Source organism: Halomicrococcus pelagicus (assembly GCF_051917725.1).
Taxonomy (GTDB): domain Archaea; phylum Halobacteriota; class Halobacteria; order Halobacteriales; family Haladaptataceae; genus Halomicrococcus.
The window spans coordinates 131,743-145,421 of record NZ_JBQBLX010000003.1; the positions used below are offsets into that span (position 1 = coordinate 131,743).

The 13,679-nt window shown below is 47.3% G+C and carries 9 protein-coding genes; 2 read left to right on the plus strand and 7 right to left on the minus strand.

Features of this window, described 5'->3' with window-relative positions:
• The first annotated feature begins 342 nt into the window (after positions 1-342).
• Positions 343-1,029 (plus strand): hypothetical protein, encoded by a 687-nt coding sequence (locus tag ACTF4R_RS09940; RefSeq protein WP_440007689.1) that lies wholly within the window; start codon positions 343-345, stop codon positions 1,027-1,029.
• A gap of 175 nt (positions 1,030-1,204) precedes the next feature.
• Here the strand turns inward: ACTF4R_RS09940 and ACTF4R_RS09945 are convergent, their stop codons facing one another.
• The 7 genes from ACTF4R_RS09945 to ACTF4R_RS09975 all read right to left on the minus strand — a co-directional run bounded on the left by ACTF4R_RS09945 (position 1,205) and on the right by ACTF4R_RS09975 (position 12,656).
• On the minus strand, positions 1,205-2,167 hold the full coding sequence (locus ACTF4R_RS09945) for a hypothetical protein (RefSeq protein WP_440007690.1): 963 nt from the start codon (positions 2,165-2,167) through the stop codon (positions 1,205-1,207).
• Positions 2,168-2,275: 108 nt separating this feature from the next.
• A complete protein-coding gene (locus ACTF4R_RS09950; protein WP_440007994.1) occupies positions 2,276-2,353 on the minus strand; it encodes a hypothetical protein in 78 nt (25 codons plus the stop codon).
• A 381-nt stretch (positions 2,354-2,734) separates the two neighbouring features.
• The gene (locus ACTF4R_RS09955; protein ID WP_440007691.1) at positions 2,735-3,379 is read right to left on the minus strand and encodes a hypothetical protein; all 645 of its coding nucleotides are present in this window, start codon (positions 3,377-3,379) and stop codon (positions 2,735-2,737) included.
• Positions 3,363-4,730: a hypothetical protein gene (locus ACTF4R_RS09960; RefSeq protein WP_440007692.1), complete on the minus strand. Its 1,368-nt coding sequence runs from the start codon at positions 4,728-4,730 to the stop codon at positions 3,363-3,365. The genes ACTF4R_RS09955 and ACTF4R_RS09960 overlap by 17 nt, the downstream gene beginning before the upstream one ends.
• A complete protein-coding gene (locus ACTF4R_RS09965) occupies positions 4,727-7,879 on the minus strand; it encodes a hypothetical protein (protein ID WP_440007693.1) in 3,153 nt (1,050 codons plus the stop codon). The genes ACTF4R_RS09960 and ACTF4R_RS09965 overlap by 4 nt, the downstream gene beginning before the upstream one ends.
• Before the next feature lie 22 nt (positions 7,880-7,901).
• Positions 7,902-8,462 (minus strand): hypothetical protein, encoded by a 561-nt coding sequence (locus tag ACTF4R_RS09970; RefSeq protein ID WP_440007694.1) that lies wholly within the window; start codon positions 8,460-8,462, stop codon positions 7,902-7,904.
• A 3,117-nt stretch (positions 8,463-11,579) separates the two neighbouring features.
• Complete coding sequence (locus ACTF4R_RS09975; protein ID WP_440007695.1) at positions 11,580-12,656, minus strand: ParB/RepB/Spo0J family partition protein; 1,077 nt, start codon at positions 12,654-12,656, stop codon at positions 11,580-11,582.
• Between the two features lie 83 nt (positions 12,657-12,739).
• On the opposite strand from ACTF4R_RS09975, the gene ACTF4R_RS09980 reads away from it, so the two are divergent.
• On the plus strand, positions 12,740-13,516 hold the full coding sequence (locus ACTF4R_RS09980) for a hypothetical protein (RefSeq protein ID WP_440007696.1): 777 nt from the start codon (positions 12,740-12,742) through the stop codon (positions 13,514-13,516).
• Positions 13,517-13,679: the final 163 nt, after the last annotated feature.

A 13,679-nucleotide genomic window follows, 5' to 3' on the forward strand; every position in this document is an offset into this window, starting at 1 on the left:
GGTGATAATGAATCCTATAGGCCAGTCCGCGTTTTCACGCGTACTGAGTCCAGCAAGTTCTATTAACCATTAATAGAACCCTCTATAGGATTGTTCTGGGATTGAAGTTATAGCATTCAATCAACCATTTAGATAGGAAATAAAATCCTTAGAATCTAACGGCATATTGTTCAATCAGCTACTAGCTTGAGAAGAGGTACTCTTAGGTTCTCTTCATATTAGAAGTCAGCCATAACCCCCTCAAATGGTTGTTTCCCCAAGATATATCGAATACAACCTACTGTATCGAAATAACAATAATAGCTAATATAGAGGAAATTGTCTGTAGCTAAGGGGGAAAGGATGGGAGGAAACCAAAACAATACCAGTACGGGACGAAGAGTCGTAGCTTTCAGCGCGATCTTCTGTATTATTGCTGTATCTGGATACATTGGCTTCAACCCAGAAGTCCTGATTAAAGTCGGGCTAATCGGACCGGTTCCTTCTCTAGATGAGGCAGAAGATATGGAAATAAAAGTGAAATCACAGAATCACTTAGCAAAATATCATTGTGAACCAGAAGCCCGATATCTCAATCCAGAAGATAAGTTTATCTGCAAACGCGAAGAGCCTGGAACGGAGCCCGATGGGGAAATCAAATCGAACCTAAGGTTGGACTGGAAATATAAGGATAGAAATATTTTTCCATATACAGAGGAAGTTGATATTGTGTTATATAGTAAGAAAGATAGAATAACAGGGATCAAAACCAATCATTTCTCCCTTACAGTCCCAGACGAGGAAGATGACTTTTCTATTAGAGTAGCTAACTATTCAGAAAATATAACTGAGGTTGGGTTTCGGAAAAGGGTGTTACAAGGTCGGACCATTCCATTCCCAAACAGGTATCACCACACATTTAGTGTAAAGAAACAATCAAAAATAGAAGAACTCAAAACTGAGCGATACCGGGAATTTATTCTTCCTATTCAGTTAGCGATGACTCTCTTAATGATAGCAGCCGTGATTATTGCTGCTGAAGAACTTTAGTCGCCAATAACTCCACCATTGTTGCAACAGTACGAGACCGGGAGGCGTGAGCATACTTTCGAGATTGGAGTATGCATACCACTATATTTCAATAAATTACCACTACTAAAATAATCCCTCATTCAAGGTGCGTCTATAATTATTACATTATCTTTTCGGGTTGATACTATATAGTCTAGTGCCTCCTCAGACGGTTGAGTAGGTCGTCGTCCAGCTCGGACTTCTGGTGTGGGTCACCGTCACGGTCATTATAGTATTCGATCCGCTGGCTCCGAAGCTGGATGTCGTTGTCGTAGGCATTGTAGTAGTTCTTCCGAACCCAGAGGTCAGTTCGGTCGTCATCCTCGTCGGAGATGTCGACGAGGCGCAGGTCGTGGAACCAAATCTGTTTCTTGATGACATCCTCGGTGAGGTCGTCCCGTCCGAGAAGTACCCTGTAGATGGTCTCGATGAGCGGGATATCATTAAGATCCGGGAGATCTGGGTCGACGTTCCCGAAGTGTGGATACTCGACCGGATGGAGCGTCGTAATCGGGATGTGTTCACCATCCAGCTCGGCGCCAGCGATTGGGTCCCGGAGCACCGAGAAGTGAATGTCGTTGTCACTATCCCGCCGCTCGTTCACACCCGTCCGGATGTCACGACGGACAATCTCCTTGATTCGCCTTTCCGGTGGCTCTGCCTTCTGAGACTGGAGATCGCTCCAGACCAAGATGAGGTCATAGTCTCTGTCCTCAGGGACATCCAGGTGACTGTGGCTCTCTCCTTCGCCACCTTTGACCTCCCACGCGACCTCCTGCGAGGTCAACTCCAGTACTGCTTCGAAATCGATCCGACTGTTGTCTCGATTATCTCTGAACGTCAGCAGACCTGCTTCCTCGCCAGGTCGCAATACATTCTCCTTCACCCATTCCTCACTCTGTCGCCCATGGGCTTCTCGTCCAAACCCACCGATTGAGTTGACAGCAGTTCCGAAGTCGCGGTCATAGAGGTCGGGGTCTATATCGTGGGCTTCAAGGATGTCAGGGTGAGTTGTGTCGAGATTACCAATAAGGTTCTTGATAGACTCGATGTGAGTATGCCGCTCATAAGAGTCGAGATTTGTAAGTCCGAGATTTTCTACAAGTCTGTTTGGCACAGACGAGTGTCTGCATCACTGTCACTAATATTCTCCGAGAGTTGCCTGCCCGTCGTCGGTGATGTTCAGCCGATCACGGAGCAGTTCCTCAAACTCAGAATTAGTTTCTCACCTTATATATTTCTGATTCAGTTTGAGAACTAACTCAGCCATTGTTCCGCTCCCGAGGAATGGGTCAAGGACCATGTCGCCGGGTCGGTCGAGAACCGGACAAGACGGTTGATGAGGGAAAGCGGGTACGGTGCCTTGTGGAGGACGTTCTGGCCGACAATGCCGCGCTTCACAGGGTGACGAAAGATGTTTCTGAGGGAACCGGAGCCTAACACGGCAGGGTCTTTGACACCGTTCTCTGTCTCGGGCTGTGGATTAAGGAGGAAGTCCGAATTCTTCAAGAGTGTGCTCCAGCTTCAATTGGTACCATTAAACATCAACCGTCTATAATGTAAAACCCCTACCCCTTACGGAAAACGCCGCCTACAGATAGCCTCTTCCACCCGTCTATAGAGGTTTGAGAGGAGGGGTAAAGATATCCAAGAGTTGGTATTCGGAATATTGCGACTACTGGAGTTATTCGACAAGAGAATAGGTCCAGCGGAGTGTGACCAATTCCTTCTCAGGTAATTCTTGTCCCCTCCGGTTTGGGTCTTCAACCGTTATTATGTAACACGGAAGTACAGTTTGTAGCTGTTCGTCTTCTTCATTTTCTGATGGTTTACTAGTGGGAAATGGGAGTTGGACGCAGTGGCCTCGGCCGATATCAAGAAAGAATTTTACGAACTTACTGTCGTCAGTACCTCCACTATTCAAATATGGGTTGTTGCCATCTTCGAGTTTAGTTTTGTAATCATTAGCTAACCGGATTGCCTGGGCTTCTGAGACATCATCGATCAGTGTTGGATCTGTCTCGGGAGTGATCCTAACGAATTCAATATGACAGTCCGTGTTTTCGTTCTGAACCGGTGGGGGAGTGTATTTTCCTGGAGCACATACGCTAAAAGCGGTATTTCTGTTTACAGATTTTACAATCAACTTCTGTAATTTATCTAACCCTTGGCCAGCGTCGTGCGTGATGAAGATTGGAAATAAATTGTGGAGTGTATCTATCTCATAGCCGTATAACAAATACCGGATTGGATGCCCATCTATCTGGATTTCTCCAGACTCGATATCCGGCGTTGCATCTTCGTATAGACCGTCAATTTTGTCGCTCATCCATCACAACTTTGATATCCACAATATCCATCAACTCAGCCAACGCATCTAGCTCCTCTTTACTGATATCATACTGCTGATTCTCAGAGATCGCAAGGAACAATTCCTTGGCATCTGGGCTGAGATGTTCTAAGATCTTATTTTCCTGCTCTGCAATCCATGAATTTGCCTTAACAAGGACACTATAAGCATGCGCCAAATCCACCTCCGATGATAGCTCCTTGTCAACATACTCTGCAACACTATCTGGTGGTTCTGATTCAATGATGTCAGCATACGCGCTCACGATTCGTCGTTTCTTCTGCCACTCAGAACTCAACTCGGCCCGCCAGATATGCACGCCACGAACAACTACCTCTACTGACTCCACAAGGACAGAGAGACGGTCTGGTGGCGCTCTCTTCCACTCCACGACAGTTTCCATGAACTCCTCCGACCCAGTCTCGAAATCAAGGACCTCAGACAGCGTTTCTACTTCCGCCAATTCCTCTTCATATCCAGAAATCTTCTTTAAATTTGACTCAATTTTGTCGAAGACGCTAGTAGGCCCAGATTGGAGATCGGTTATGCGTTCTTCCAGTTCATTGGCGATAACAGTTTCAACGGGGACGATATCGGGGATAGACTGCGCGAGCCCCTCAATATTATCGGCTTGGTCGGTGCAATCAATGTCCGCCCCTAGAGTCACTAACTCCACCCATGTGTGCAGTTCATCCAATTGAGGAGGTGCCCAGGCATATTCACTGAGAGTTCTAGATAGCGTCTTGAGGCTTTGGTAGCGTGATTTAAATTCCTCTAGAACGGATATTAGTTTACCAGGATCTGTGATATTCCGTAGATTATCCTCTACAAAAGATGTAAATGCTGAATCGACAGGATCAGCCAAATCATCTAATTTCCTAAGCAGTTCTTGTGCATTTTCTAGTGTCTCTTCAGGGTCAGTTTCCGTGGTGGCACGAATCTTCCCCTCTAGCTCTCGTCTGATTTCCTCACTAATTGGAATCCCCAGTTCATCATACAACGTAAAGTAGTGATTCTGGACTGACCTGATGAGCGGATTCTCGAATGCCGCTTCCAACTCCTCTTTTGTGTCAAGAACTTCCCTTGGCGAGTCCGCCTCTGCAGCATCCTCCGCAATCGTCTCCAACGATGAAGCAAAGCCCAGCTGTTGATCTTGAGGCAGGTTAGAATATCTGACTTCAATATCATTTAGTGTCTCGCGATACTCTCCGAGTGAATCGTTCAATTGGCACAATTCAGAGTGAGCCGTCGTCAGGTTAGACCCAAGCTCAGTGAATATCTCCTCGCGACGGTCTTTAATTTCTTCCCGGTTTAGATTCTCACCACTCATTGCTGCCCTCCTGAGATTGACGTATTTGCTGCAAAGTCCAGCAGTGATTTAGAGATTGTTTTCGAGAGATTCTCAGCTATTTCAAGTTCGTGTTCAATTCCATCTGTCCGTTGATTGAGTTGAGACAGCTGGGCAATATCTTCTTGAACGAATCTATCCAGGGTATCGATTAGATCCTCTTCTTCGATTGGAACTGTGGTAGTCCCCAGTCTAGTTGGGAAATCGAAAATGATATGCCCCAATTCATTCACCAATGACTGGATCTCAGAACCAGTGACCTGCGTGTGTTCCAGTCCTTCTGCTCTATTGCTCCATTGTCGGAGTGCATTGTATTCACTTTTTAAATTAATAATATTCTGGTAGAGTTCGACACTGCCGAGTTGGGTCCTAAATTCATTAACCACTGTTTCCATCATCGGTTCATATCTATCCACGATACTCCACAACACCGCTACTGCCGGCGCAACATTCGGATGCTGTTCGATGAAATCTATTAGGTATTCGACTCCTTCGTGAACGTCCCTTATATTTGAATGGTACTCTGAAATTCTGGATTCCCGGAGCTGGATCGACTTCACACCGTCAATCTCTACAGGAGGCTCCAAGTTTTTGTTTAACGTCTCTACCTGCTTAGTTACCTTATCCATCTGATTATCTAAATACTTTAGATTGTCGTACACGGACTCCAAATCATCCTTCAATAGAGTATAGTTCTCCTGTAGAGTCCACTGCATCAGCAGGCCACGGAACAAGTCTTCTGTCTGATTTTGGCCTGCGGTCACGTCTCTCAGTACACTCAGTTCCTCTTCTTCGCTATAATTACCCGTATTAATATTTACGACTCTTTGATAAATCCGTTCAAGGCCTTCCTGATTCAGCTGGCATAGATAAACCAGTGCCTTCTGAAGACGCCTAACCGGGCGCCGCAGTTGACCTCCTTCGGTGACATACTTTTTTCGGACTTCTTGAACGAAGTCTGTTATCCCATTTCCATCTCCTTCGAAGCTGCGATTAAAGAAATAATTAGACCTAAACCATTTTTCCGTTGTTTCATAGTCCTGATTATATGCCTGTTGTAGCCCTGAGATGAGTCGTTGATGAGGTACATCTGCGTCGATGGTACGCTCGGAGAAGACAAGCCCATACTCCAATCCATGCTTCGGAGTATCGCTGCCACTACTCGTCCCGTAGTACGGTGTAGAACCCTCCAAATCACCATCTTGCCAGAGGAACCCCTCGATTTCTGGGAGAGTGTAGGCATCGGTGAATGCCGTTCGTGCAGTCCTTGCAGCATCCGTTACTAACCGGTCCAATTCATTGAACAACGCGTTAATTGTATTCCTAGTGTGATCTTCCGCAGCGTCTGGTATCACCGTTTCTTGGATGAGTTCTTCACTAAGTGTGCCAGAGTAATTATTGGAATCAAGATAATGATTAAGTTGGATAATAAAGTCCCAGAGACGTTCCCCGCCGACTTTCTCGATCGAGACCAAGTTGTGCTCAGTGAGCCGTTCCATGTGTTTAGGAATATCCCAATCTGCACGGTCAATGTCTGGGAGTAACACCGTCGTTGTCTCGGTTACATCTGATTTGTCGGTTAGTCTCGTACAGAGGGTGCTGAATGCTGCTTCTGTTGGGCACAACTGCACGTCAAGACTCGCACCTTCCAAAGAAACCTGCGGGTCGTATCGGATAGGGGATGTGAGTGGCTCACGAAGTTCCGCTGTCTCCTTGTCTGTTAATGCTCCCGGATTGAGTGCAAGAGGTTTATATGCATCACGGACAACCGGTGATCTCACAGTCCAAACGTTCACATCGTATTCTTCCGGTTTCTCAAGTGGGTTGAACAGCCCTGACCACGTGTTGCTAAGCGAATCAGTATCGAGTTCCCCTAGAATCCGTGTCGCTTCTTTTCTATCATCACCTCGTTTCTCGAACGATGATATGAAGTCCTTGACTGTGTTCATCAAGCCCTCCATGTTCACCGGGCGCGAGAAAGCCTCGCTGGGGAGGAACATTTTCTCTACCTCATCACCGTCGGTAACCCAGGCAGACGGTGGTGAGAACCCTCGGAGTACATCCAGGAGATTCGAATGAATGATTTCGAACACATCTCCCTTGACAGTCTGTTGGTCGCGAATGGCCTCAAAAAGTACCTCGTGGGCGTTTGAAACCTGGATGACCGCGTTGGTGCCTTTTATTGTCCAATCGTCATACGCTGGCGATTCAAACAACACGGTCCGTTTTGCGTCACGTATTTCCGCTGCTGGAACCCCCTTTTCGCCCCAGACAGGGGCGATAGAGTCGGCGCCGTAGTATGCATGACTTGATGCTTCATCGACCCAGTTCTCGAACGAATCGTCAGTCCAGTTAGAAGCATCAGGTAGGTTACTACTGTGGTTAGAAATCCAGCCAGCCCGCCCTCGTGCAATCCACCACAACCCGTTCGACATTGTGGGAGGTTTGTTATTCTGTTTCAGCTGGTTCCAGACCGTATCAACTTCTGTAATCGGAATTCGGACTTCGTCGAACCGACGCCGGTCAGCCTCGCCGATGACTTCGTATGCAGAAACAAGCCCGAAGCTCCAAACTTGAAAAATATCCGTTAGATTATCAAGGATATCACGAAGCGGATTCGTATCATCCACCCCCATATATTCATTAAGTTTTTCATACTTTTGCTCTACTTCGTCAATCAGTAGAATTCGCTTCTCAGTAGATACGTCCGAGTCTTGTATGAATTCTTCGTAAAATTGGTCCTCACGATCTGAATAGCGGAAGTCCGGAAGCCAATTAGAGCGTTTACCCTGTTGTAACTTCTCGATTTCCTCTGTTGTCTTCCGTTCTATCCACTCTACGATTGGCTCGTCCGTGTCCTCATGCGCATCTAAAATCGTTTTGAGATCGGTGTATAGTGCTGGGATATTTCGACTCCATCCTCGACGTAGAACTTCATAGAGAAATTGTGTTTTACCAGCCCCATATGGGCCAACAACTGCGAGGGGATTATATTCATCCCCAGCAACGAAGGCATCCAATTTTATATCTAAATCCGCATCAATTTGTTCGTGTCGCTCGCTGAGGGAAGTATCCCAAGTTCGTGTAGGATCTGCGTTGAATTCGTCGGTCAAGGTGTTAGCTTCTATCATCGTTCCATGTTCATAATTTCTGCTATTTGGTGTCAGGCTGTCGTGGAACGGTGTGGTGGGATTTTCTGATTGTTAGGTGCCCTTGGCGAACGTTGGGCTTTGCTTTAATCTCTGTTAGATATTCTTGACCAGTATATTCATTGAAGGTATCAAGGACCAACTCCGTCTCCTTTCTATCGTTATCCTGAATAGTTGGTGCGTCGTCATCACCGAAGTTGACCTGTTGCCATTCTCTAGTAATGCCTTCCCCCGGACAAATTGCACGGCACTCTACACTGAGGTTATCAGCTATGTCATCGCCAAAATTTTCAACAGTTATCTTTTGTTTCACAACAAACCGAGATTCAGGTGCATCGATAAGTTCTGTATCGGTCTCCAGTGACCAAGGAGGGTTCTCTTGGAATTTTACGTCTAGGAGCGGAACCTTGGTCCGCAATGTACCTTCCAAGAATAGTATTGTTGCATAGACGGCAGTAACGTTTACGATGAGTTTGTTAGTGAAAGGCAGAAAAGCGATAAATGATAAGATGCCCGCAATGAATATAACCCATGTCGTGTGGATAAAGACAAACGTGGGCCACACCCGATAGAATTGACTGTAGAGCAACGAAATTATCTTTACTACAAGTGGATTTCCTAATTGGTATAGATATTTGACTCCATAGAAAATTACTAGGCTGATTACGGTGGCCGCGAAGATTATTTTAGTACTGAAACCAAGACCTAGACAGCACTGAATTTCGAGCCAACTAGAGATTTGATTTGAGAGGGTTCGGAGGTACATCTATGGTGCAGTGGTCGTCTATACTGATGTTCCTGGCAAAAACATTATGGCATTGGTAGCTTCCTCCACCTTAATCATTAAGGTAACACCGGACAGTCTGTCTAGGTCCTGTATGTAGCAGGCGAGTCCTCCTCGTTGCCACCGTTTCAACATAACTGACTAGCCCAAATTCATAGTTGATGATATCGACATCTGACGAGTGCGCGCTCGTTCTCGGACATTTGGCCGGGCTCATTAGGCTGGTACATACCTAAGATAATTTTGGAGCGCCTCTGAGTACCGTGAGACTACTCCGGATCGGCGAACGGCCCGTAACTACGTTCAAATCTGGGGTAGCTCGGGACGGCTCCTAACGTCTCCTCGTAGCTACCCCACTTAGAAGTTCCAAGTGGCACTATGTTGTCTGTTGGATACAACCAGTTCACTTAGCGGAAATAATAATTCAATTTCAGTATTCCGCCTGCGCGCGCTATTTGCGCTTGTGCTTACATTTACTGGATACGGCGGTGTTTTCCCTCCCCTTCTGCCCGTAAGCAAGATAGTGGGTGGATTTCGAATTCGGCTATAGGACCGTGATTACGGCTTAGGCCATCGGGCGTAACGTGGGCCGACATCCTCGAGCTCACACTCTGATGGTATAAAATTGGAAAATAAATACTGGCAGTTATGACACCCTTCTATTCAATAAGTACAGGCCTCAGAAAGCACGTCTGGTTTTGTGTTTTCCGTAACCCCTACCCCCTACGGATTACAGGCGGGTAAAATTTAATGTTTAGATTCTAACTCTCTAATTCGCATCCTCTACTAGGATTTTCCGAAGGTCTGTGTTCTCCCGGATGGACTAGAGAGTGGAACACGGCACTCCTTCAGACATCTTCACCACGGGTAGAGCGACAACGGATGCCGACAAAACGCCCAAAATTTTTCTGAGGAACCATACGATGGGGGGCCATCCTACGGTAGACCGAAAAATACGGAACACGCCGAACAGACCTCAAGACACCTCTTGTCGATTGTTGAACAATTCAAAGTAGCGGTTCTCAGACCCGATCTCGCGTGTTTAGTTTTCGGGTAGAGGTGGCAATGCGCGCGCGGGTATATTATTACGCGCGTTACCCCTACGTTTTCTTCCCGTTATCCCCGTAATCGGCTGATTCACCCGCCGCTGTCTTGTGTTTTCCCTCTTCAAAGCCCGAAATATTCACGTAATCCAGCCGTTTCTCCGGGAGATGGGATTATGACTATAGAGCTATCCTGATCGCTCTGATCTCCAATCCAATTCCAGCTGTTAGTAGATAGAAAACGTATTAATGGTTAATAGGTTTCTCAGATACCGAGGAAGAGTCGTCTATCCCCATTGGAAGAGCACATACCGAGATGGTGCGTGGGTGATCCCAAATCAATGTCCCAATCGGAAGAGACCTGTCTAAATCGATGACGGGCGGGGACCTTCCCGTAGAAAGGGTCCTTCTGTAGATGCGAAGGAAGTGGCCGTCTCATATATTCCATTCTGAACTGATTCTTCGAGTTATGTTCTCTGCTGACTGTTTTGCCATTCAATATCAGGTAATCCCACCATTAACTATAAGTGGTAGTGAGTTATACTATATATTGCCGCTTAATTCCGAGAGTGACTATCTCGGAACTATGCGTTATCTCCGTTGACATCCACCGAGTCGAGAGGGTCGTAGCGGATAACTGCGTCTCCTCTCGGAAACTCGATTTGGATGGTGGAGATAGCGAACCAAAGAGTCGGGACGAGTGCAGGGCAATATCAGTCCTGTGCGTTAGAATCCCAAAGTCAAATGCCAGACGAAGCAATCCGAACACCATAGACCCGGAAGAACGAAGGGTCTGTTCAAACGGAGCTCCAACCGTGCTGCATGGGTACGGGGCAGTGTTCGGGGGTCTGGCTTGGATGTCAACGGAGACAGCCGCATGTGCGATCGCACTCCCAACTTGTATCCGAAAGGGATACACGTTGGATGCGTGTGACGCAGTCGTCCAGAGTTACTCTGGAGTCAATGGAAAGAAAGCTGGACCCTTCGGGGTCATGCTGTGGATCAGCGGCAGCCTTTGACCTGTGGCAATTGTGAGTGGTGCATGGCTCTCTCGACGTTGACGTGAGCAATACCGTAATGCCTAGGGGAACGACCACCAAATTATAATCCCCTATATTGATAAAGTCCTACTTATCAATATTCTATCTGAATAGAGTCTATCACATGTCCTATTGCCTTCTCTGTTGTCTACTCGCCTTCAGTAGAAGCCCAATTATACTGGTGTCTGCCTCACGTCTTGCTACTCATCGATATGATATCTAACACATAACTTTCATTCCTCAATACATTAGACGATAATCTGTCTCCCGCACCAATTCCTTTCTCTACCACTCCACTTAGTCTGTTGTCTTCTACATATCCTATTATTCTCTATCGTCCATTCGACGTCTAAGCGGAAGACCTCATTCAATCTTCTATCTCCGACTCGTCTGTCTCCACTGTCCAGATCTATAGTCGCCCACGAAGGTGATTATAGGCACCAAACCTCGGTCTTCGCTCGTGTTTAGGATTAATTATTCACAACAATGAGGGCACCAGAGAACAACCCATCCTCTATAATATCCTGTGCGGAAAGAACAAGCATCGTTCCATGACATGCTTACTTGCGAGCGAGTGTGCGCTCGTTCGCGTTCAGGAGCTCCGTCAACTCTCTTCCGCTTTCTGTCTCAGTCGCCTGAGCCGCTGATTATCTGAGGAACAACGAAGTTGTCGCTGTTTTCGCCATAGCGAAATGTACGGCGTACTAAACAGACAGAACCAATCCATCAGTAGCCAACATCGGCAGAGCCAGGAAACTGGACAAGATTATTTGCTAAGTCTGTATCAGGGACGCACTGACCGCTTCTTTTGCACCTCAGATCAGCTGCTGATTCACTGGGCTGATGTCTTCCCGATACCGGAAGAAGTCTGCCTTCATGAGCTCTTCTGCGAGGTGGTGACGATGACAGAAATGGTCTTGGTCACCCTGCGGCGTCGGGTACTTTTCGATACACATCAGGGCAGGCTTGCCAGACTCTTTGAGAGAATCGGCAAATTCCTCGAACTTATCGTCTTGGTGAATATGCCACAGATACCAATCCTCGAAACAAGTATCGCCAATCGCCCCTTCCTTGTAGGGTTCGACAATCATTTGGGGTACTCCGAAGTCTGGCTTGTGTACATATTCAATATCATCGACGTTCTTGAACTGACTCTCTAGTACGTCAGTATTGAATTCGGGTTTGTACATCGATTCCCCAGACGCACGAACGTCAACGAGAATATCAACGTCTTCCTCCTGGAGTTCCTCAATTAGTTGGTCAAAGTCCTTTCCGCTGTAGCCAACGGTGACGATTGTGTCGTTCTCGAACCGTTCGAGCTGGTTACGAGCCTCGTCCCGACTCCAGTCGTTCTCTTCAAGCCGTTGCACGAAGTCTGGTTGGTCCTCTTCTGGGAGTTGCGCGACGACCAGACCCTTTCGTGCTGCGAGGTCACCGCTCTTGACCCTCTCATAGACGGGGTCTGCGAGATCCATCACCAGGGTGATTTTGTCTTGAACCGTTCTTGGCGACATTCCCGTGATATTCCCGATTTCTTCCTCGGAGAGATCGTATTCCGTGTAGAGTTCCTTGCAGAGTTCCCCGATTTCCTCGTCTTTCATCTCCTTCTGCATCCGATTCGTCTTGACTGCTAGTCCTCGGGCGTCTTTTTCGCCAAGGTCTTTGACAGTAGCGTCAATCTCGGACCACTCAAGTTGCCGAGCGGCCTCAAGCCGGTGGGACCCTGAAACGACTTCGTATTCCGAGTTGCCATCGGGAGACGGGCGAACGATAATGGGGTTCCACTGACCGTCCTGTTCGAAGCTCTCTCGAATTTCTTCGACGTGCTCCTCATCGATTTCTTCACGGATTTGGAACGGCGGATGGTCAATTTTCTCGACGTTTACCTTCATACGAGGACCTAAGCAATCCTCCTATTAAAACACCTTCCTTCCCTCACATTTATACTGGTTCCTTTCAAATTTGATTGATATCTATGGCGGGCTCGGACACAGATATAAAACGGGAAACCATCGACGACCTGGTTGTCCTCGGGCGGGCAGGCCCCGAGTTCATCCAAGACGGACGACATACAGTCTGTCTCGGTGGGTGGTCGGAGTCGAAAGGCTTTGTCCGATTGTATCCGACCCACAAGTACTCCGACGCGCGACGGTGGAACGTCATCGAAGTCCCGGCCGAACAGGACAATAGCCACGACTGGCGTGACGAAAGCTGGAAAATTGTCGGCTCGAAGCGCGAGTGGGATACGCTCTACGAGAAAATCAAGCGGGTAGACCGACTAGAGCGGGAACGACGAATCGAGTTAACGAAGGAGATCCCGAAAACGTGTCCGAACAAACTCAATGAGGAGGAGAAAAGCATGGGATTGGTCGAACCTGCTGAAATCCATAGCGTCGAGTTGAAACCCATTGAGAATCCTGACCCGGTTCAGACCGATATGACCGGACAGAAGCTGAAGTCGAAAAAATCCTATCCGCACAAGGTATACATTGAGTATACGTGCTCCAACTGCGCGGCAAAGGGGAACCACAATCAGCACTGCATAGAATGGGGAATCTATCGTTTTTGGGATAAGAACCCGGACCATGATCCGGACGAGGTCATCGACGCTCTACGACTCCGCGACGACGACTACCAGAAATATTTCTTCATCGGGAACCAGCACAACAACCCGACGAGCTTTATCGTCATCAGTGTAATTCGGTGGAAGAAGGCAGATTTGGAACAGACTGGCCTCGATATGTGGACCTGATGTATTAGACGTACTACCTCTGAACCAGAGCCAATCTCAGGGAAGGTACTTGACCCTCAACTGACACAACCGATTTTAGAATATCTTACTGGCGAATATCCAAGGGTGCCGTAGGAGATGGAAAGACACGTGCCGGTATAGATCATTTGCTATGCCAGGAGCT